Annotated in this window: 16 protein-coding genes; 7 read left to right on the top strand and 9 right to left on the bottom strand. The window is 73.3% G+C overall.

Features of this window, described 5'->3' with window-relative positions; translation table 11 throughout:
• Nucleotides 1–49: 49 nt before the first annotated feature.
• From AC3EVP_RS35855 to AC3EVP_RS35865, 3 genes are all read right to left on the bottom strand, one after another.
• Entirely contained in the window at nt 50–586 is a 537-nt protein-coding gene (locus AC3EVP_RS35855) for a hypothetical protein (protein ID WP_335975346.1), read from the bottom strand.
• Between the two features lie 280 nt (nt 587–866).
• Nucleotides 867–1769, bottom strand: a complete 903-nt coding sequence (locus AC3EVP_RS35860) for a tRNA (adenine-N1)-methyltransferase (protein ID WP_335975342.1) — start codon at nt 1767–1769, stop codon at nt 867–869.
• A 79-nt stretch (nt 1770–1848) separates the two neighbouring features.
• A complete protein-coding gene (locus AC3EVP_RS35865) occupies nt 1849–3069 on the bottom strand; it encodes a site-2 protease family protein (RefSeq protein WP_435137704.1) in 1221 nt (406 codons plus the stop codon).
• 134 nt (nt 3070–3203) lie between these two features.
• Between AC3EVP_RS35865 and AC3EVP_RS35870 the strand changes: the two genes are divergently transcribed.
• Together AC3EVP_RS35870 and AC3EVP_RS35875 are read left to right on the top strand one after the other, a co-directional pair.
• Nucleotides 3204–4154 (top strand): RecB family exonuclease, encoded by a 951-nt coding sequence (locus AC3EVP_RS35870; RefSeq protein ID WP_435137707.1) that lies wholly within the window; start codon nt 3204–3206, stop codon nt 4152–4154.
• Between the two features lie 13 nt (nt 4155–4167).
• Complete coding sequence (locus AC3EVP_RS35875) at nt 4168–4839, top strand: response regulator (protein WP_335975333.1); 672 nt, start codon at nt 4168–4170, stop codon at nt 4837–4839.
• Between the two features lie 97 nt (nt 4840–4936).
• On the opposite strand, the gene AC3EVP_RS35880 is transcribed toward AC3EVP_RS35875, so the two are convergent.
• The 3 genes from AC3EVP_RS35880 to metH all read right to left on the bottom strand — a co-directional run bounded on the left by AC3EVP_RS35880 (nt 4937) and on the right by metH (nt 11122).
• The gene (locus tag AC3EVP_RS35880; RefSeq protein ID WP_335975330.1) at nt 4937–6532 is read right to left on the bottom strand and encodes an ABC transporter substrate-binding protein; all 1596 of its coding nucleotides are present in this window, start codon (nt 6530–6532) and stop codon (nt 4937–4939) included.
• 209 nt (nt 6533–6741) lie between these two features.
• On the bottom strand, nt 6742–7449 hold the full coding sequence (locus AC3EVP_RS35885) for an HAD family hydrolase (RefSeq protein WP_335975325.1): 708 nt from the start codon (nt 7447–7449) through the stop codon (nt 6742–6744).
• A gap of 151 nt (nt 7450–7600) precedes the next feature.
• Nucleotides 7601–11122, bottom strand: a complete 3522-nt coding sequence (gene metH, locus AC3EVP_RS35890; protein WP_435137712.1) for a methionine synthase — start codon at nt 11120–11122, stop codon at nt 7601–7603.
• 295 nt (nt 11123–11417) lie between these two features.
• Between metH and AC3EVP_RS35895 the strand changes: the two genes are divergently transcribed.
• From AC3EVP_RS35895 to AC3EVP_RS35910, 4 genes are all read left to right on the top strand, one after another.
• The gene (locus tag AC3EVP_RS35895) at nt 11418–12182 is read left to right on the top strand and encodes an IclR family transcriptional regulator (protein WP_335975317.1); all 765 of its coding nucleotides are present in this window, start codon (nt 11418–11420) and stop codon (nt 12180–12182) included.
• A 205-nt stretch (nt 12183–12387) separates the two neighbouring features.
• Nucleotides 12388–13242 carry an MIP/aquaporin family protein gene (locus tag AC3EVP_RS35900; protein ID WP_335975314.1) on the top strand — a complete coding sequence of 285 codons (855 nt, stop codon included), beginning with the start codon at nt 12388–12390 and terminating at the stop codon, nt 13240–13242.
• A gap of 273 nt (nt 13243–13515) precedes the next feature.
• Nucleotides 13516–15027, top strand: a complete 1512-nt coding sequence (gene glpK, locus AC3EVP_RS35905) for a glycerol kinase GlpK (RefSeq protein ID WP_335976248.1) — start codon at nt 13516–13518, stop codon at nt 15025–15027.
• Between the two features lie 7 nt (nt 15028–15034).
• The gene (locus AC3EVP_RS35910; RefSeq protein ID WP_435137717.1) at nt 15035–16648 is read left to right on the top strand and encodes a glycerol-3-phosphate dehydrogenase/oxidase; all 1614 of its coding nucleotides are present in this window, start codon (nt 15035–15037) and stop codon (nt 16646–16648) included.
• Nucleotides 16649–16764: 116 nt separating this feature from the next.
• On the opposite strand, the gene AC3EVP_RS35915 is transcribed toward AC3EVP_RS35910, so the two are convergent.
• Nucleotides 16765–17541, bottom strand: coding sequence for a nucleotidyltransferase domain-containing protein (locus AC3EVP_RS35915; RefSeq protein WP_435137720.1), 777 nt, complete (start codon nt 17539–17541; stop codon nt 16765–16767).
• A 166-nt stretch (nt 17542–17707) separates the two neighbouring features.
• On the opposite strand from AC3EVP_RS35915, the gene AC3EVP_RS35920 reads away from it, so the two are divergent.
• On the top strand, nt 17708–18379 hold the full coding sequence (locus tag AC3EVP_RS35920; protein ID WP_335975305.1) for a FadR/GntR family transcriptional regulator: 672 nt from the start codon (nt 17708–17710) through the stop codon (nt 18377–18379).
• A 39-nt stretch (nt 18380–18418) separates the two neighbouring features.
• On the opposite strand, the gene AC3EVP_RS35925 is transcribed toward AC3EVP_RS35920, so the two are convergent.
• Both AC3EVP_RS35925 and AC3EVP_RS35930 read right to left on the bottom strand, forming a co-directional pair.
• Nucleotides 18419–19270 carry an amidohydrolase family protein gene (locus tag AC3EVP_RS35925; protein ID WP_335975302.1) on the bottom strand — a complete coding sequence of 284 codons (852 nt, stop codon included), beginning with the start codon at nt 19268–19270 and terminating at the stop codon, nt 18419–18421.
• Complete coding sequence (locus AC3EVP_RS35930; protein ID WP_435137725.1) at nt 19267–20259, bottom strand: aldo/keto reductase; 993 nt, start codon at nt 20257–20259, stop codon at nt 19267–19269. Before AC3EVP_RS35930 ends, AC3EVP_RS35925 begins: the two co-directional genes overlap by 4 nt.
• Nucleotides 20260–20326: the final 67 nt, after the last annotated feature.

Here is a 20326-nt window from a genome sequence, read left to right on the forward strand (position 1 = left end):
CCCCCCCGGGCCCCGGCCCAGGGGGCCCCCGGCCCGGACGGCCCTCGGCTCAGACGGCCCCGGCGGCCGGGCCGGGCAGCGCCACGTACCGGTCGCCGCGCCACTCCCAGGTGTAGGTGCGCTTCAGGTCCGGGCAGCAGCGGGCGACGTCGTCGCTGGAGAAGCCGAGCACGGTGGCCTTGACGGTGTCGCCGTCCAGCCGGAAGTCGGAGATCTGCCGGTCGTCCTGGGGCCTGACCAGGGTGACCGCGATCTTCGGGGCGCCGCCTGGGTGGGCCGGGGCGGACAGCACGTACACGCCGCTGGGCGGGGTGCCGGTGTCGGAGTGGCAGCGGACCACAACGGCGGTCTCGGGCCGCCCGTCGCCGTCGAAGTCGGCCGAGACGTGCGAGATCACGTCCACCTTGGCGCCGGGGGCGCAGGTCAGCGGGTAGCTGACGGCGTTCGGGTCGGGCGCGGCGACCGGCGGCCCGGATGTCGTCGCGGCGGGTCTGGCGGCGGCCTTGGGGCTGGCGTCCGCGGGCTGCACCAGGGCCATGGCCCCGACCAGGGCGCCCACGGCGGCGGCCGTGGTGATCCAGTGCACAGCGCGGCTGTGCGTGTGCGGAAGGGCCTGACCTGCGGAGGGCTGCACTCGCCTGGCTCCTGGGGGTTCGGTCTGCGGGGGTGGCCAGCATGGTGCCACACGTCACACGGGCGCGGTACGGCGGGGGCGGTGCGGACCCGGGCTGCCGGTCCCCGCGGTCTCGCCGGTGGGCCCGGCCCCCGTCCGGTACGTCCCCAGGTGGCGGAAAAGCGCCGCGCCGCCGCCGGCGGCCCGGGCGGGCAAACCGGCGGCGGCGCGGTGAAGTTGGCCGGAAAGGACCTCAGCTGTCGGCGCCGCTCCCGCCGCCCGGGCCGGTGTAGTCCTCGCCGTAGGCGCCCTTGGCGGGGCGGCGGCGGCGCAGCGGCGGCTCGACGCCGTCGGCCAGCCGCCGGGCGGTGAGGAGGAAGCCGGTGTGGCCGATCATGCGGTGGTCGGGCCGGACCGCGAGCCCCTCGACATGCCAGGTGCGGACCATCGACTCCCAGGCGGCCGGCTCGTTGAAGGTGCCGTGCTCGCGGATCGCCTCCACGGTGCGGGCGAGCTGGGTGGTGGTGGCCACGTAGGCGCACAGGATGCCGCCGGGCACCAGGGCCTTGGCGACGGCCTCCAGGCACTCCCAGGGCGCGAGCATGTCGAGGACGACCCGGTCCACGTCGGTGTCCGACAGGTGGTCCTGGAGGTCGCCGACGGTGAGCTGCCAGGCCGGGTGCGGGCCGCCGAAGTAGCGCTCGACGTTCTGGGTGGCGATCTCGGCGAAGTCCGCCCGGCGCTCGTAGCTGTGCAGCATGCCGTGGTCGCCGATCGCGCGGAGCAGGAAGCTGCTCAGCGAGCCGGAGCCGACGCCTGCCTCGACCACCCGGGCGCCGGGGAAGATGTCGGCCATCGCCAGGATCTGCCCCGCGTCCTTGGGGTAGACCACGGCGGCGCCGCGGGGCATGGACAGGACGTAGTCGGGGAGCAGGGGGCGCAGCGCGAGGTAGGCGACGTTTCCCGTGGTCCGCACCACACTGCCCTCGGGGGCACCGATCAGCTCGTCGTGCGGGAAAGCGCCCTTGTGGGTGTGGAACTGCTTTCCGGCTTCGAGCGTGAACGTGTAGTGGCGTCCCTTGGGGTCGGTGAGCTGGACCTGGTCCCCGACTCTGAAAGGCCCGCGCCTGCGGGCTGCACCAGTCGGTTCGGACATAGGACCACCTTAGTGGCTCGCGGCACCCGTTCCGACGGCGGCCACGGGCGGGTGGTCCGCGATACGAGGCCGCGCGGAACTAGGCCGCGCGGGACATGGCGGCGACGAAGGCGCGCTCGACGTCGGCGGTGGACAGGACGCCGTAGATCTCGCCGGTGGGCTCCACCACGAGGTACTCGGTGGAGGGGGTGGCGCGCAGGGTGTCGAGGAGTTCCTCGCCGGTGAGGTCGGCGGACACCCGCATCCCCGGGCGCAGGTCGTGGGACAGGCCGCTGACCGCGACCCAGGGGCGCCGGTGCTCGGGCACCGAGATGATCGCCGACTCGCGCACCAGCGCCGTCGGGTCGCCCTTGCCGTCCACGACGACCAGGGCCCGCGCGCCCGCCTCGTTCGCCCGGCGCAGCGCCTCGGACAGCGGGGTGTCGGAGGAGACCGGCACGGCCCGCCGGGTCAGGGTGCGCGCCCGCAGGTCGGGCAGGCGCTCGCGCAGCCGGGCCATCCGCAGCCCGTTGCCCGCGCCGGTCCACATGATCGCGGCGAGGATCGCGGCCAGCAGCGCGTCGGTGAGCGAGTCCGCGCCGCTTTCTCCGCTACCCCGCAGGTAGGACAGCATGGGCATGCCGATCAGGACGGCCAGCGCGAGCACCCGCCCGGCCCAGGCGGCCGCCACGGTGCCCTTCATCGGGTCGCCGCTGAGCTTCCAGACCACCGCCCGCAGCATGCGGCCGCCGTCCAGCGGGAGTCCGGGCAGGAAGTTGAAGATCGCCACGATCAGGTTGCTGACCGTCAGCCCGGCGAGCAGCACCCCGGGCACGGTGCCGCGGTCGACGAGCCGCATCCCGCCGTAGAAGACCCCGGACAGCACCAGCGACAGCAGCGGCCCGACGAAGGAGAGCATGAACTCGCGGCCGGGGGTGTCGGAGTCCTTCTCGATCTCCGAGACGCCGCCGAAGAACTGGAGTTGGATGCGGCGCACCGGCAGGTCGAACCGGATCGCCGCCACCGTGTGCGCCAGTTCGTGGACGAGCACCGAGGCGTAGAAGGCGACCGCGAAGAAGAGCGAGACGAGGTAGCGGACGCCGCCGAGGTCGGGCAGCACATGGTCGAGCTGTCCGCCGAAGACCCAGGTGATCAGTGCGGCGACCAGGAACCAGCTGGGGGCGACGTAGATGGGGACGCCGAGGAACCTGCCCATGAGGATGCCGCCGCCCGGCTCCCTCGGCTGCTTGTCCGTGCCGTCCTCGCCGCCGCGGCCCGGCGTGCGGGTGTTCCGGGACGGTGGACCGCCGCTCTCGCTCACTCATTCCCCTTCTGAAAACAGACCCCCGTGCCGATCATGCGGCACGAGGGTCATCGGGCCCATGATATGGCCCTGTCGCGTGGGGCACACCGGCGCGTGCCCTGTGTCGGTGGCAGGCCGTAAGGTCGTCTGCCATGGGGACGCAGACGAAGCAGGCGGAGCAGACCGGGGCGGCCGCGGCGAAGGGGCCGTCGGGCGGCCCCGGCGGCGGGCTGCCGCCGCGCCCGCCCGCGTCGCTGTCGCCGTCGCGGGCGGCGGACTTCATGCGCTGCCCGCTGCTGTACCGGTTGCGGGTGATCGACCGGCTGCCGGAGCAGCCGAGCCAGGCGGCGACCCGCGGCACCGTGGTGCACGCGGTGCTGGAGCGGCTGTTCGACGCGCCGGCCGCCGAGCGCACACCGGAGCGGGCCCGCGCGATGGTGCCCGGCGAGTGGCAGCGGCTGCTGGCCGCCCGCCCGGAGCTGGCCGTGCTGTTCACCGCGGCCGAGGGCGCGCTCGACGCGGCGGCGCTGGCGGAGTGGCTGGCGAGCGCCGAGCGGCTGGTGGAGCGGTGGTTCACGCTGGAGGACCCGACCCGGCTGGAGCCCGCCGAGCGCGAGTTGTACGTGGAGACGGTGCTGGAGTCGGGGTTGACGCTGCGCGGCTACGTCGACCGGCTGGACGTGGCGCCGGCCACCGGGGACCTGCGGGTGGTGGACTACAAGACGGGCAAGGCGCCCCGCCCGGAGTACGCCGACGAGCCGCTGTTCCAGATGCGGTTCTACGCGCTGGTGCTGTGGCGGCTGCGCGGGGTGGTGCCGCGCCGGCTCCAGCTGGTCTACCTCGGCAGCGGCGACGTGCGGACGTACGACCCGTCGGAGGCGGACCTGCTGCGCACCGAGCGGCGGCTGCTGGCGCTGTGGGAGGCGATCCAGGAGGCGACGGCCAGCGGTGACTGGCGGCCGCGGCGCACCCCGCTGTGCGGGTGGTGCGACCACCAGGCGCTGTGCCCGGAGTTCGGCGGCACTCCCCCGCCGTACCCGCTGGCGCGCCCCGCCGACGCGGGCGGCACCGGGCCCCTCGTGGGCGAGAATGGTCCGGTCTAGCGAAGGAGTACTTGTGGCGATCCGCGTCCTGCTGGTGGACGATCAGCCCCTGTTGCGCACCGGCTTCCGGATGATCCTGGAGGCCGAACCGGACCTGGCCGTGGTCGGCGAGGCCGGGGACGGGCAGCAGGCGCTGGACCAGGTGCGGGCGTTGCAGCCCGACGTGGTGCTGATGGACATCCGCATGCCCCGGATGGACGGGGTGGAGGCGACCCGGCAGATCACCGGCCCGGACCGGTCGGGCCCGGCGAAGGTGCTGGTGCTGACCACCTTCGACCTGGACGAGTACGTGGTGGAGGCGCTGCGCGCCGGGGCCAGCGGCTTCCTGCTCAAGGACGCGCCGGCCGCGGAACTGGTGCAGGCGATCCGGGTGGTGGCCGCCGGCGAGGCGATGCTCGCGCCCAGCATCACCCGGCGGCTGCTGGACAAGTACGCCGGCCGCCTCCCGTCGGGCGAGGAGGCGCTGCCGCAGCCGCTGCACACGCTGACCGAGCGCGAGGTGGAGGTGCTGAGGCTGGTGGCCCGCGGCCTGTCGAACGCGGAGATCGCCGCCGAGCTGTTCGTCAGCGAGACCACCGTGAAGACACATGTCGGCCATGTGCTGACGAAGCTGGGCCTGCGCGACCGGGTGCAGGCGGCGGTGTACGCGTACGAGAGCGGCCTGGTGCGGCCCGGCGCGGGCTGAGCCGAGCCGCCCGCCCGCACATGGCAACGCCCCTGCACCGGTCCGGCGCAGGGGCGTTGCCCTCTCGCGTGCCGTGCCCGGGGCGCGGCGGTCGCGGTCAGCTGGAGGCGCCGCGGCCCAGCTCCCAGAACTGCGTGGTGGTCGACGCGTTGAGCGCCCACTCCGCGCCGGTGATGTCGTTGCGGGCGGCGATGTACTGGTTCGCCTGCCACAGCGGGAGCATCGGCACCTGCTCGGCGACGAGCTTCTGCGCCTCGTCGAAGGCGTCCGTGGTGGCGCTGCGCTCGGCCTGGCGGCGGGTCTCCGGCAGGATCGTGTTCCGGATCTGCGTCAGGTCGTACGGCAGCGGGATGAACGTCTCCTTGTCGAAGAACGGCGCGATGTAGTTGTCGGGGTCGGGGAAGTCCGGCAGCCAGCTCAGCGCGAAGACCTGGTACTTGCCCTCGCCGGCGGCCTTCAGGAACGCGTTCCACTGCTCGCTCTTGACGGTGACGTCGAAGAGCCCGGAGGCGTTGAGCTGCTTGGCGATCGCCTCGGCCTCGGCCTGGTTCATCGTGCCGCCGTTGTCGCGGCGGAAGTTGATGGTCAGCGGCACCTTGTCGGTGATGCCGGCGTTCTCCAGGGTCTTCTGCGCCTTCTTGACGCTGGGCTCGCCGTAGGTGTCGTAGAAGGAGTTGACGTGGGTGGTGATGCCCTGCGGGACCACCGAGTACAGCGGCACCGCGGTGCGCTGGTAGACGTCGCGGGTGATCGCCTGGCGGTCGACGAGTTGGGCCATCGCCTGGCGGACCGCGGTCTTCTTCAGCGACGGCGCGTCGGTGTTGAGGAAGAGGTAGCGGGCCTCGCCGCCGGAGGACTCGGTGAGCTTGAAGTCCGGGTCCGGGTTCGACTGGAGCTTCTGGATCTGGTCCGGCGACATCTGCCGGCTCATCACGTCCAGGGCGCCGGACTTGAGCGCGTTCTCCATCGTGTCGGAGTCGGCGTACATCTTGAGGGTGACGGCGCTGTTGTGCATCTTCAGGGTGCCGTCGTAGTGGTCGTTCTTGGTGAACACCGCCTGCTTGCCCGCGGTCCAGGAGTCCAGCTTGTACGGGCCGGAGCCGACCAGCCGCCAGCCGGTGTACGGCTTCGCCGCCGGGTACACGGTGCTGTCCACGATCGCGGCGGCGGGGGTGGCGAGCTTCGCGGGGAAGGTCGCGTCGGGCTGCTTGAGGTGGAAGACCACGGTCTGCGCGTCGGGCGCGTCCACGCTCTTGACGTCGGATATCAGCGACGACGGGCCGTCGGCCCAGTGGATCTTCTGCATCCGGTCGATGGAGTACTTCACGTCCGCGGAGGTGAGCGCGCGCCCGGTGGAGAACTTCTCGCCGTCGCGCATCGTGCACTGGTACGTCAGTCCCGAGGTGCCGTCGTAGTGGCACTCCTTGGCCGCGTCGGGCGTCGGCGTGGTGCTGCCGCGCTGGTAGGTCAGCAGCATCTGGAAGGTGTTGTAGAAGATGTTCCAGGTGGCGCTGTCGTAGGACGTGGCCGGGTCCAGCGGCGCCGGGTTGTCCTTGGTGAGCTCGATGCTGTCGGTGGTGCCGACGACGATGGGTTTGCCACTGCCGCCGCTGCCGCCGGAACTGCCGCACCCGGTGATGGCGGGTGCCAACGCGCCGAGCAGGGCCGGCAGCACCAGAAGCTTGCGGTTCATCGTTGCTAGTTCTCCTCTTGCGCATGTGCCGGGGGCTCGTGGCGCGCCCGAAAGGCCCAACAGGCCCGCCCGCGTACCCGGATCACAGGAGCAGGGCGGCGGCAGCGCGGGGCACGCTGGGGCGACGATACCGAGATCTGCGGTGATCAGCACCAACGGGTGGGCCAAAGTCAGTGGTCTGCACAAGCGGAGCGGGTAAGATCACACGCTCAGTGAAGGGCCGTGCGCAAGGAGCGCAGAAAAGGGACGTCGAGGTCCTCCAGGGACCGTACGACGGTGCGGCCGGGCGCCGGCGGGATCGGCACCAGCGAGGGCACCGCCACCACCCGGCAGCCGGCCGCCTCGGCGGACGCGACGCCGGTGAGGGTGTCCTCGACGACCACGCAGTGCGCGGGGTCGGCGCCCAGCCGGGCGGCGGCGGCCAGATACGGGTCCGGGTGCGGCTTGGTGCGGCCGATCTCGTCGCCGGCCAGGGTGAAGGCGAAGTGCTCCGGGCCGAGCGAGCGGAGCATGGCGTCGATGGTGCGGCGGTGCGAGGCGGACACCAGCGCGGTGGGCACGGTGTGCGCGACGAGTTCGGTCAGCAGCCGCCGGGCGCCGGGCATCAGGGGCGCGCCCTCGGCGACCAGGTGCTCGAAGCGGCTGTTGATCGCGGCCATCAGCTCGGGCAGCGGCACGCTGGTGCCGGTGACGTCGACGAGGTGGCCCACGCTGCGGGTCATCGGGCCGCCGACGACCACCGAGCGGTGTTCCTCGTCCAGCACGTGCCCGAGGTCGGCGAAGACCGCGGACTCCGCCGCCCACCACAGCCCCTCGGTGTCGACCAGGGTGCCGTCCAGATCCAGCAGCACCGCCCAGGGGCCGTCGTCGGCCTCCTCCTGCGTGCGGACGGCGGCGACCGGGATGCTGCTCGTCATAGGCCCCACTCCTCGGTACTCCTGGGCTCCGGGGGGCACGAAGGCCGGTCGCCGTGCCCCGCGGAAGGTGCGGGGAGACGACCGGCCTGTGCCGGACCCACAAGTCTACGACGGGCGCTCCCGGCCCGCTGAACGGCGGACGAACCGCTGGTCAGCGCGCGTTGAAGTACTTCGCCTCCGGGTGGTGGACGATGATCGCGTCGGTGGACTGCTCGGGGTGCAGCTGGAACTCCTCGGAGAGCTTGACGCCGATCCGCTCCGGCTCCAGCAGGGCGGCGATCTTGGCCCGGTCCTCCAGGTCGGGGCAGGCGCCGTAGCCCAGGGAGAAGCGGGCGCCGCGGTACTTCAGGTCGAACATGTCGACCACGTCGGCGGGGTCCTCCCCGGCGTAGCCGAGCTCGGCCCGGACCCGGGCGTGCCAGTACTCGGCGAGCGCCTCGGCGAGCTGGACGGACAGGCCGTGCAGTTCCAGGTAGTCGCGGTAGGAGTCGGCGGCGAACAGCTCGTTGGCCGCCTCGGAGACGCGGTTGCCGACGGTGACCACCTGGAAGCCGACGACGTCGGTCTCGCCGGATTCCTCGGGCCGGAAGAAGTCGGCCAGGCACAGCCGCCGCCCGCGCCGCTGGCGCGGGAAGGTGAAGCGGGTGCGCTCGGTGCCGTCCTCGTGGAGCACGATCAGGTCGTCGCCCTTGGAGACGCACGGGAAGTAGCCGTAGGTGACGGCCGCCTCCAGCAGGTGCTCGGACTGGAGCTTCGTCAGCAGGCCGCGCAGCCGGGGGCGCCCCTCGCTCTCGACCAGTTCCTCGTAGCTCGGGCCGTCGGCGCGCGACTGCTTCAGACCCCACTGGCCCTTGAAGAGCGCGCCCTCGTCCAGCCAGGAGGAGTAGTCGGCGAGCTGGATGCCCTTGACCACCCGGCTGCCCCAGAACGGCGGCGCGGGCACCGGGTTGTCCACGGCGACGTCGGAGCGGATCTGGCCGAGGTTGACCTCCTCGGGCTCCTCCGGCTGCTCCCGCTTGGGCACCCGGCGGGCCTTCAGCTCCGGCAGCGCCGCGCCGGGCACCCCGCGCTTCACCCCGATCAGGGCGTCCATCAGCCGCAGGCCCTCGAAGGCGTCGCGGGCGTAGCGGACCTCGCCGGCGTAGATCTCGTGCAGGTCCTGCTCGACGTAGGCGCGGGTCAGGGCCGCGCCGCCGAGGATCACCGGGTACTTCGCGGACAGGCCGCGCTGGTTGAGCTCCTCCAGGTTCTCCTTCATGATCACCGTGGACTTCACCAGCAGCCCGGACATGCCGATCACGTCGGCGCGGTTGTCCTCGGCGGCCTCCAGGATCGCGGAGACCGGCTGCTTGATGCCCAGGTTGACCACGGTGTAGCCGTTGTTGGAGAGGATGATGTCGACCAGGTTCTTGCCGATGTCGTGCACGTCGCCGCGGACGGTGGCCAGCACGATCGTGCCCTTGCCCTCGTCGTCACTCTTCTCCATGTGCGGTTCGAGGTAGGCGACCGCGGTCTTCATCACCTCCGCGGACTGGAGCACGAACGGCAGCTGCATCTGGCCGGAGCCGAACAGTTCGCCGACCACCTTCATCCCGGCCAGCAGCGTGTCGTTGACGATCTCGAGGGCGGGGCGCTCGGCCAGCGCCTCGTCCAGGTCGGCGCTCAGGCCGTTCTTCTCGCCGTCGATGATCCGGCGCTGGAGGCGCTCCTCCAGCGGCAGCGCCATCAGCTCCTCGGCGCGGCCGGCCTTCAGGGACTTGGAGTCGACGCCCTCGAAGAGCTGCATCAGCTTCTGCAGCGGGTCGTAGCCCTCGGCGCGCTTGTCGTAGACCAGGTCGTAGGCGGCCTGGCGCTGCTCCTCGGGGATGCGGGCGATCGGCAGGATCTTGGCGGCGTGCACGATCGCGGAGTCCAGCCCGGCCTTGACGCACTCGTCGAGGAAGACGGAGTTGAGCACGGTGCGGGCGGCGGGGTTGAGGCCGAAGGAGATGTTGGACAGGCCCAGCGTGGTCTGCACGTCCGGGTGGCGGCGCTTGAGCTCGCGAATGGCGTCGATGGTGGCGACGCCGTCCTTGCGGGACTCCTCCTGGCCGGTGCAGATGGTGAAGGTCAGGCAGTCGATGAGGATGTCGGACTCGCGGATGCCCCAGTTGCCGGTGAGGTCGGCGATCAGCCGCTCGGCGATCTCCACCTTCTTCTCGGCGGTACGGGCCTGCCCCTCCTCGTCGATGGTCAGCGCGATCAGCGCGGCGCCGTGCTCGGCGGCGAGCGCGGTGACGCGGGCGAAGCGGGACTCGGGGCCGTCGCCGTCCTCGTAGTTGACGGAGTTGAGCACCGCGCGGCCGCCGAGCTTCTCCAGCCCGGCCTTCAGCACGTCCACCTCGGTCGAGTCCAGCACGATCGGCAGCGTGGAGGCGGTGGCGAAGCGGCCGGCGATCTCGGCCATGTCGGCGACGCCGTCGCGGCCGACGTAGTCCACGCAGACGTCGAGCAGGTGGGCGCCCTCGCGGATCTGGTCGCGGGCCAGCTCCACGCAGTCCTCCCAGCGGCCCTCCAGCATCGCCTCGCGGAACTTCTTCGAGCCGTTGGCGTTGGTCCGCTCGCCGATCGCCAGGTAGGAGGTGTCCTGGCGGAAGGGCACGGTCTGGTACAGGGAGGCGGCGCCGGGCTCGGCGCGCGGGTCGCGGCGGACGATGTCGTGGCCGCCGATCCGGTCCACCAGCTGGCGCAGGTGCTCGGGGGTGCTGCCGCAGCAGCCGCCGACCAGGGACAGGCCGTACTCCTGGGCGAACATCTCGTGCGCGTCGGCGAGTTCGGACGGGGACAGCGGGTAGTGCGCGCCGTCCTTGGTGAGCACCGGCAGGCCCGCGTTCGGCATGCAGCTGAGCGGGATGCGGGAGTGGCGGGCGAGGTAGCGCAGGTGCTCGCTCATCTCGGCGGGGCCGGTGGAGCAGTTCAGGCCGATCAGGTCGATGCCGAGCGGTTCGAGCGCGGTCAGGGCGGCGCCGATCTCGGAGCCGAGCAGCATGGTGCCGGTGGTCTCCACCGACACCGAGCAGATCACCGGCAGGTCGACGCCCGCGGCGGCCATCGCGCGGCGGGCGCCGAGCACGGCGGCCTTCACGCCGAGCAGGTCCTGCATGGTCTCCACGACCAGGGCGTCGGCGCCGCCGGCGATCAGGCCGGCCGCGTTGGCCTGGTAGCCGTCGCGCAGGGTGAGGTAGTCGATGTGCCCGAGGGTGGGCAGCTTGGTGCCCGGGCCGATCGAGCCGAGGACGAAGCGGCGGCGGCCGTCGGCGGCGAAGCCGTCGGCGACCTCGCGGGCCAGCCGGGCGCCGGCCTCGGACAGCTCCTCGATCCGCTCGGGGATGTCGTACTCGCTCATCGCGGAGTGGTTGGCGCCGAAGGTGTTGGTCTCGACGCAGTCCACCCCGGCCTGGAAGTAGGCCTCGTGGACGGAGCGGACGATGTCCGGGCGGGTGACGTTGAGGACTTCGTTGCACCCTTCGAGCTGCTGGAAGTCGTCGAGCGTCGGCTCCTGCGCCTGGAGCATGGTGCCCATCGCGCCGTCGGCGACGACGACGCGGGAGGCGAGTGCCTCCCGGAGTGCGGCGACCCGGGCCGCGTCGTGCGCGGACGCGGCGGGGGTGGACGAGGGGGACGGCAAGGCCATGGGTTGCTCCCTGGAGTGCGACGGCTGTCGGCTATGCGCCGCCGCGCCCCCGGGGGCGCGGCACGCACTCCGCCAGAGTAGCGGGAGCGGCCGGAAAGACTCGGGCGATTCCAGCCACCGGACGGGTCGTACGGGTGGGGTGCGGGCCGTGGTCTGCCATGATGAAGAATGTCCAAGGTCGACATTGTCGACCCGGAGCATCTCCTGCCGCCCGCTGCCGCCCCCGGTCACCGCCCCGGTCGGCGTGCGCGGCGGCCGGCGAACCGCACCGTCCCGCAGATCTTGGAGCGCCGCCATGCCAGGTCCCATCCAGTCCCTGGAACGCGCCGCGGCGATCCTGCGGCTGCTGGCCGGCGGCGAGCGGCGGCTGGGCCTGTCGGACGTGGCCTCCTCGCTCGGGCTGGCCAAGGGCACCGCGCACGGCATCCTGCGCACCCTCCAGCAGGAGGGCTTCGTCGAGCAGGACCCGGCGTCGGGCAAGTACCAGCTGGGCGCGGAGCTGCTGCGGCTGGGCAACAGCTTCCTGGACGTGCACGAGCTGCGCGCCCGGGCCCTGGTGTGGACCGACGACCTGGCCCGCTCCAGCGGCGAGGCGGCGTACCTGGGGGTGCTGCACCAGCAGGGCGTGCTGGTGGTGCACCACGTCTTCCGGCCCGACGACAGCCGCCAGGTGCTGGAGGTCGGGGCGATGCAGCCGCTGCACAGCACCGCGCTGGGCAAGGTGCTGGCCGCCTACGACCCGGTGGCGCACAGCGAGGCGGCCGAGGGCGAGCGGCCCGCGCTGACCGGGCGGACGGTCACGCGGGCGGCGGACTTCGAGGCGGTGCTCGACCTGACCCGGGCCCGCGGGTGGGCCGCGGACCTGGAGGAGACCTGGGAGGGCGTGGCGTCGGTGGCCGCGCCGGTGTACGACCGGCGGCGGATGCCGGTCGGCGCGGTGGGCGTGACCGGCGCGGTGGAGCGGGTCTGCGACGGCGGCGGGATCAGGGCGCAGCTGGTCGCGGCGGTGCGGGACTGCGCGCGGGCGGTCTCCCGCGACCTGGGCGCGGGCCGGTTCTGATGCGGCCCGGGGTGCCGGGCGGGGCGTTTCGGGGCGGCTTGCCGCGGTGTGCCCGGACCGGCGGGCGGGAAGTCATGAGTCTGGTCGGTCACACGGCTCTTGACCTGGTCATCGCAGGGGGCGAGACTTTCGACCTGCGGTCGACAATGTCGAACAACGGACGAATATTGGACCGCGGCTCAGGGACTGGGACAAAGGAGTCGACGTGTCCAACGGCCACATAGTCATCGGCGAACTCTTCGGTACCGCCGTGCTGATCCTGCTCGGCGGCGGAGTGTGCGCCGCGGTGACCCTCAAACGATCCAAGGCCAGAGACGCCGGCTGGGTGGCGATCTCCTTCGGCTGGGGCCTGGCGGTGCTGGGCGGCGCCTACATCGCCAACGGCTACTCCGGCGGCCAGCTCAACCCGGCCGTCACCTTGGGTGTCGCCATCAAGACCGGCGACTGGAGCACCATGCCGTACTACCTGATCGGGGAGTTCGGCGGTGCGATCATCGGCGCGGTACTGGTGTGGGCGGCCTATCTCGGCCAGTTCCACGCGCACCTGACCGACCCCGCCGTGGTGGGCCCGGCGGCCGGCGGGGCCGCCGACGGCACCGCGCAGGCGGTCGCGGCCGGCGAGGCCGGCGGCGCCCCCAAGGCCGACCCGGCCGGACCGGTCAGCGCCGACGCGGAAGCGCAGCCCGGCGGCCCGGTGCTCGGCGTCTTCTCCACCGGCCCGGAGATCCGCAACCCGGTGCAGAACCTGCTCACCGAGATCATCGCGACCGCGGTGCTGGTGGAGTTCATCCTCACCCAGGGCATGACCAAGGGCCTGGCGCTCAACGGCACGGGCATCCTGCTCACCGCACTGCTCGTGGTCGGTATCGGCCTGTCGCTCGGCGGCCCCACCGGCTACGCGATCAACCCCGCGCGCGACCTCGGCCCGCGGATCGTGCACGCGCTGCTCCCGCTGCCCAACAAGGGCGGCTCGGACTGGGGATACGCGTGGATTCCGGTGGTCGGCCCGCTTGTCGGCGCCGCGATCGCCGGTGGCTTGTACAGGCTGGCCTTCATGTAACGCGCCCACCCGAGCGCGCGTGGCGCGCGCGGCCCCCTTCCGCGCGCGCCACGGCCGCCGTACCGGCTCCACCGCCGGCCGCCGCACCCGAACACGAGACACGCGGCACCGGCCCGATCCGCCCACCGACCCGCCCGCACAGGACGCCAGACCCAGCAGGAGCAGACCGTGACCGACACCCCGCACGAGACCGGCACCACCGCCGCCGACGCCACCGCCTCCGCCGACCCGGCCGCACAGGGCGCCGGCGGTTCGCACGGCACCGGCCCCTTCATCGCCGCCATCGACCAGGGCACCACCTCCAGCCGCTGCATCGTCTTCGACCGGGACGGCCGGATCGTGGCGGTGGACCAGAAGGAGCACGAGCAGATCTTCCCCAAGCCCGGCTGGGTGGAGCACGACGCCGCCGAGATCTGGACCAACGTCCAGGAGGTGGTGGCCGGCGCCGTCCGCCGCGCCGCCCAGGACGTGCCCGGCTTCGCGCCCTCCGACGTCAAGGCGATCGGCATCACCAACCAGCGCGAGACGACGCTGCTGTGGGACCGGCACACCGGCGAGCCGGTGCACAACGCGCTGGTCTGGCAGGACACCCGCACCGACGCGCTCTGCCGCGAACTGGGCCGGGACGTCGGCCAGGACCGGTTCCGCGCGAAGACCGGGCTGCCGCTCGCGTCGTACTTCGCCGGCCCGAAGATCCGCTGGCTGCTGGACAACGTGCCGGGCCTGCGCGAGCGCGCCGAGGCCGGCGACATCCTCTTCGGCACCATGGACTCCTGGGTGATCTGGAACCTCACCGGCGGCGCGGACGGCGGGGTGCACGTCACGGACGTCACCAACGCCTCCCGCACCCTGCTGATGGACCTGCGCACCCTCGACTGGGACCAGGAGATCCTGGACGAGATCGGCGTGCCGGCCGCGGTGCTGCCGCGCATCGGCTCCTCCGCCGAGGTCTACGGCACCACGGACATCGGCGGCCTGTCGGACGTCCCGGTGGCCTCCGCCCTCGGCGACCAGCAGGCCGCGCTCTTCGGCCAGACCTGCTTCGCGCCCGGCGAGGCCAAGTCCACCTACGGCACCGGCACGTTCATGCTGCTCAACACAGGCGAGACCCCGGTGGACTCGCACAACGGCCTGATCACCACCGTCGGCTACCGGATCGGCGACCAGGCGCCGGTGTACGCGCTGGAGGGCTCGATCGCCGTCACCGGCTCCCTGGTGCAGTGGATGCGCGACCAGATGGGCCTGATCAGCACCGCCGCCGAGATCGAGACGCTGGCGCTGACCGTCGAGGACAACGGCGGCGCCTACTTCGTACCGGCCTTCTCCGGGCTGTTCGCCCCCTACTGGCAGGACGACGCCCGCGGGGTGATCGCCGGGCTGACCCGCTACGTCACCAAGGCGCACATCGCCCGCGCCGTCCTGGAGGCGACCGCCTGGCAGACCCGCGAGATCGCCGACGCGATGACCAAGGACTCCGGTGTCGAACTGGCCGCCCTGAAGGTCGACGGCGGCATGACCTCCAACAACCTGCTCATGCAGACCCTCGCCGACGTGCTGGCCGCACCCGTGGTGCGCCCCATGGTCGCCGAGACCACCTGCCTGGGCGCGGCCTACGCCGCCGGACTCGCGGTGGGCTTCTGGCCGGACACCGACACGCTGCGCGCCAACTGGCGGCGCGCGGCGGAATGGACGCCCCGGATGGCGGACGCCGAACGGGAGCGCGAGTACCACAACTGGCGCAAGGCCGTGACCCGGACCATGGGCTGGATCGAAGAGGAGCACTGAGAACGCCATGACCACCCTGCAACGCGTCCCCGCGCTGGGGACGCACCCGACCGCCGGCACGAACCCCGGGCGGGCCGAGACCCGCGAACTGCTCGGGCACGCCACGTACGACCTGCTGGTGATCGGCGGCGGCATCCTCGGCATCACCACCGCCTGGCACGCCGCCCAGTCGGGACTGCGGGTGGCGATGGTGGACGCCGGCGACTTCGCCGGCGCCACCTCCTCGGCCTCCTCCAAGCTGCTCCACGGCGGCCTGCGCTACCTCCAGACCGGAGCGGTGCGGCTGGTCGCCGAGAACCACCTGGAGCGGCGCGCGGTCTCCCACGACGTCGCGCCGCACCTGGCCAACCCGCTCACCTTCTACCTGCCGGTCTACAAGGGCGGCCCGCACGGCGCGGCCAAGCTCGGCGCGGGCGTGTTCGCGTACTCCGCGCTGTCCGCGTTCCGGGACGGCGTCGGGCACGTCATCAGCCCGGCCCGGGCCGCCCGCGACGTGCCCGAGCTGCGCACCGACGACCTGCGCGCGGTCGCGGTCTACGAGGACGGGCAGATGAACGACGCCCGGATGGCCCTGATGACGGTACGGGCGGCGGTCGACGCGGGCGCGACCGTGCTCAACCACGCCGAGGTCACCGGGCTGCGCTTCACCTGCGGCCGGGTGACCGGCGCGGAGCTGCGCGACCGCACCGACGGCGCCGAGTTCGGCGTGGACGCGCGGCTGGTGCTCAACGCGACCGGCCCGTGGGTGGACCACCTGCGGCGGATGGAGGACCCGACCGCGGTGCCGTCGATCCGGCTGTCCAAGGGCGCGCACCTGGTGCTCAAGCGGACCGCGCCGTGGCGGGCGGCGCTGGCCACGCCGATCGACAAGTACCGCATCACCTTCGCGCTGCCGTGGGAGGACATGCTGCTGCTCGGCACGACCGACGAGGAGTACGAGGGCGACCCGGGCGAGGTGGCGGTCACCGAGGCCGACATCACCCAGATCCTGGACGAGGCGGCGTTCTCCGTCCGCGACCACCAGCTCACCCGGGACCTGATCACCTACTCCTTCGCCGGGCTGCGGGTGCTGCCGGGCGGGCCGGGCGACACCGCGAAGGCCAAGCGGGAGACGGTGGTCACCGAGGGCCGCGGCGGGATGCTGTCCATCGCGGGCGGCAAGTGGACCACCTTCCGGCACATCGGCCGCACCGTGATGGCGAAGCTCGCCGAGCTGCCCGGGCACCCGCTCGCCGACGACCTGGAGCCGCTGTCCCGGCTGCCCAAGCGCGCCCCGCTGCCCGGGTTCGCCAGCCGCGACGCGGTCGCGCACCGGCTGGTCGTCGACGGCATCGCGCCCGGCCCGCGGATGGCCGCCGACACCGCGGGCCACCTCGCCGGGCACTACGGCTCGCTCGCCTTCGACATCGCCCGCCTGGCCAACGAGGACCCGGCGCTGGCCGAGCGCATCCACCCGGACGCGCCGGAGATCTGGGCCCAGGTGGTCTACGCCCGCGACCACGAGTGGGCACAGGACGTGGACGACGTGCTGCGGCGGCGGACCACGCTCACCATCCGGGGTCTGGACACGCCGGAGGTGCGGGAGGGCGTGGCGCGCCTGCTGAAGGAGCGCCAGGACTGAGCACGGCACCGGCCGTTCGAATCAGCCGGGGCCGCCCGCTGTTCCTCCGGGGACGGCGGGCGGCCCCGCCCGCTTCCCGCGCGGGGACGGCGCGGCTTCACAGCTGGGGTCCGGCTTTACGGCTGGGGCGGCGCGGGGTCCAGCAGCGCGTCGAGTTCCGCCAGGAGTTCGGCGGATGGGACGCGGCCGGTCCGCTCCAGCAGGGCCAGCCAGCGCTCCCGGCCCTCGCGCCACAGCGCGGGCAGGGTGCCGGCGGCGACGGCGCGGACGGTAGCGGGCGGCAGCTCGGCCTCGGCGGCGCGGGACGGGGTGAGCCAGTGCGCGGTGCTGTGCTCGGCCAGGCGGGCCATCCACAGCAGGTGGCGGGCGGCGTGCGCGAGGGCGTCCTGCGCCCGCAGGTGCTCGCCGCGGGCGGTGACGTGGGCGGCGAGCACCATCCAGTTGGCGAACCGCCCGCACAGGTCGGCGACCTCCTCGGCGGTGCCGGGCAGCGGCGCGCGGACGGGCAGCGCGGCGAGCACCGGGGCGAGCGCGCCGTCGCGATCCACCACGACCATCGCGTCGACGGCCGCGCCCCTGGCCGGCCACTCCCCCACCGACGGGATGTCCGCGGTGGTGGCGAAGTGGAACTCACCGCGGACCGCCTGGGCGAAGAGCGCCACATGGGTGCCGAACTCGTTGCGCAGCAGCAGGCGGACCGGCGCGACCCGGGCGCACCAGGCGGCCGGGTCGAGAGCGGCGCGCGCCGCCGGGTCGAGGAAGAGCCAGAACTCCACGTCGCTGTGCGCGTCGCCCTCCCCCGCGGCGAAGGAGCCGTACATCAAAGCGGCGCGGACGCCCTCGTCGGCGCGGCACAACGCCCGCACCCGGTCGATCAGTTCGTGCTGGATCACGCGCGCCAGTATGGGTGTGCGGCCGGGCCGGCTCCAGCGGTTTCGCGGCGCGGCGGCCCGTACGGGGGCGGGCGTGGGGACGTGGCGGCGGGTGTGGCCCATAATGGGGATACATCGGAGGTCTGGCCCGGCAGGGTGCCGGCAGGCCCGACACGGGGAGGCCCGGATGGCGGTCACGGACGAGGCGATCGAGAAGATCAAGGACATGATCGTCTCGGGGGCGCTGCGGCCGGGCGACCGGCTGCCCAAGGAGAGCGAACTGGCGGCCGAGCTGGGGCTGTCCCGCAACTCCCTGCGCGAGGCGGTGCGCGCGCTGTCGCTGATCCGCATCCTCGACGTACGGCAGGGCGACGGCACCTACGTCACCAGCCTGGACCCGCAACTGCTGCTGGAGGCGCTGAGCTTCGTGGTGGACTTCCACCGCGACGACACGGTGCTGGAGTTCCTGGCGGTGCGGCGCATCCTGGAGCCGGCGGCGACCGCGATGGCGGCGGTCCGGCTCACCGCCGACGAGCTCGACGTCCTCCAGGGCAAGCTGGACGCGCTCGGCCCGGCCCCCTCGGTGGAGCAACTGGTCGCCTCCGACCTGGACTTCCACCGCGGCATCGTGCAGGGCTCGGGCAACTCCGTGCTCTGCTCGCTCCTGGACGGGCTGTCCGGGCCCACCACCCGCGCCCGGATCTGGCGCGGGGTGACCCAGGAGGACGCCATCGCCCGCACCCTCCACGAGCACCGGGCGATCCTCGGCGCGCTGCGCGACCGCGACCCCGACGCGGCGCGCGCCTGGGCCACGGTCCATGTGGCGAGCGTCGAGCAGTGGCTGCGCTCCACCCTGTAGGGGCCGGGAAGGTCGGTCAGGCCAGGTAGGCCGTGCCGGTCAGGCCAGGCCGTAGACGCGGAAGGCGTTGCCGCCGAACACCGCGTGCCGTTCGTCCGCGCTCAGGTCGGCCGTCGCCTGCTCGGCGAGCGCGACGACGTCGGCGTAGCGGCCCGCGAGCGTGCACACCGGCCAGTCGGAGCCGAAGAGCACCCGGTCGGAGCCGAAGGCCGCCAGGACGTGGCGGGCGTGGGGCAGCACGTCCTGCGGCCGCCAGGACGCCCACTCCGCCTCGGTGACCAGCCCGGACAGCTTGCACACCGTGTTGGGGTGGTCGGCGACCGCGGAGATCTGCTCGGCCCACGGCTCCCACCGCCCGGCCGCGATCGGCGGCTTGCCCGCGTGGTCCAGCACGAAGCGCACCTCGGGCAGTTCCTCGACGGCGGCGAGCGCGGCGGACAGCTCGCGCGGGGTGACGAGCAGGTCGTAGGCGAGCCCGGCGGCGGCCACCGCGCGCAGCCCGGCGCGCACGTCGGGGCGGTCCAGCCACTGCGGGTCGGCCTCGTCCTGGACCTGGTGGCGGATGCCCACCAGCGGCCCGGCCGCGGCGAGTTCGGCGAGCACGCCGGGCAGCGCGTCGGGGTCGGTGAGGTCGGCCCAGCCGACCACGCCGGAGATCCGGCCGTGCGAGGCGCGGGCGAGGGCCAGCAGGTCGCGGGTCTCCTCGAGCGAGGAGCTGGACTGCACGACGATGGTGGTGTCGATGCCGTGCGCGTCCAGCTCCGGCAGCAGCTCCGGCAGCGCGAAGGTGCGGTTCAGCGGTGCCAGGGCGGCGCCGCGCAGCCAGGGCTGCGGGCGGCGGTCGAGGTCCCACAGGTGGTGGTGCGCGTCGATGCGCAGCGGCCGGGTCACCGCCCCACCGCCGGGAGGGCGGCGGCCGGCAGCGGCACGTCCGGGTCGAGCAGGCCCTGTGCGACGAGCGCGGGCCACAGCTCGGCGGGGATGTCGTGGTCGAACAGCGCCGCGTTGTCGCGGACCTCGGCCGGGCTCGCGGCGCCGACCACCGCGCAGGTGACCGCGGGGTGCGCGAACGGGTAGCGCAGCGCGGCCGCCCGCAGCGGCACCCCGAACTCGCCGCAGACCGCCTGGAGTTGCCGGGCCCGCTCGACGAGGCCGGCGGGCGCGGCCTGGTAGTCGTAGGGCGCGCCCGGCCGGGGGTCGGCGAGCAGCCCGGAGTTGTAGACGCCGCCGGCCACCACCTGGGTGCCGCGCCGCTCGCAGACCGGCAGCAGGTCGTCGTACGCGGTGCGCTCCAGCAGGGTCCAGCGGCCCGCGCACAGCACCACGTCCACGTCGAGGTCGGCGACGAGGCCGGCCAGTACCCCGCTGTGGTTCATGCCGAAGCCGATCGCCCCGACCACGCCCTGGTCGCGCAGCGCGGCGAGCGCCGGGAAGCCGGTGGCGCGGACCTCGTCGAGGTGGTCCTCGACGTCGTGCAGGAAGACGAGGTCGACCCGGTCCACGCCGAGGCGGCGCAGCGAGCCCTCCAAGGTGGCCTCGATGCCGCCGGCGGTGAAGTCCCACTCCCGGGCCCGGGGCGGGTTGTCGACGAAGCCCTGGCCGTCGGGGGTCTCGCCGGGCCGCAGGTCCCGCAGCCGCCGGCCGACCTTGGTCGACAGCAGGTACGACCCGCGGTCCCGCCCGGCCAGCGCCGCGCCGAGCCGCTCCTCGGCGCGGCCCAGGCCGTAGTGCGGCGCCACGTCGAAGTACGCCGGCTGCCCGGCGCGGGTGGCGAACGCGGCCGCGACCGTCGCCTCGGCCTGCTCGTCGGTCATCGCGGTGTAGAGGTTGCCGAGCGGGGCGCAGCCGAGGCCGAGCCGGGGCAGTGCCGGTGCGGGCATGCGGTGGGTCCCTCCTAACGGGGAACGGGAGCGGGGTGCGGGCGGGGCTGGCGACGGGGGTCCGTCG

This window comes from Actinacidiphila sp. bgisy144, from assembly GCF_057708105.1.

Coding starts and splice junctions, on each gene's coding strand:
- AC3EVP_RS35870 (WP_435137707.1), top strand. CDS start 3,204: ATGGGGACGCAGACGAAGCAGGCGGAGCAGACCGGGGCGGCCGCGGCG.
- AC3EVP_RS35920 (WP_335975305.1), top strand. CDS start 17,708: ATGGCGGTCACGGACGAGGCGATCGAGAAGATCAAGGACATGATCGTC.
- AC3EVP_RS35880 (WP_335975330.1), bottom strand. CDS start 6,532: ATGAACCGCAAGCTTCTGGTGCTGCCGGCCCTGCTCGGCGCGTTGGCA.
- AC3EVP_RS35910 (WP_435137717.1), top strand. CDS start 15,035: ATGACCACCCTGCAACGCGTCCCCGCGCTGGGGACGCACCCGACCGCC.
- AC3EVP_RS35895 (WP_335975317.1), top strand. CDS start 11,418: ATGCCAGGTCCCATCCAGTCCCTGGAACGCGCCGCGGCGATCCTGCGG.
- AC3EVP_RS35930 (WP_435137725.1), bottom strand. CDS start 20,259: ATGCCCGCACCGGCACTGCCCCGGCTCGGCCTCGGCTGCGCCCCGCTC.
- metH (WP_435137712.1), bottom strand. CDS start 11,122: ATGGCCTTGCCGTCCCCCTCGTCCACCCCCGCCGCGTCCGCGCACGAC.
- AC3EVP_RS35860 (WP_335975342.1), bottom strand. CDS start 1,769: ATGTCCGAACCGACTGGTGCAGCCCGCAGGCGCGGGCCTTTCAGAGTC.
- AC3EVP_RS35885 (WP_335975325.1), bottom strand. CDS start 7,449: ATGACGAGCAGCATCCCGGTCGCCGCCGTCCGCACGCAGGAGGAGGCC.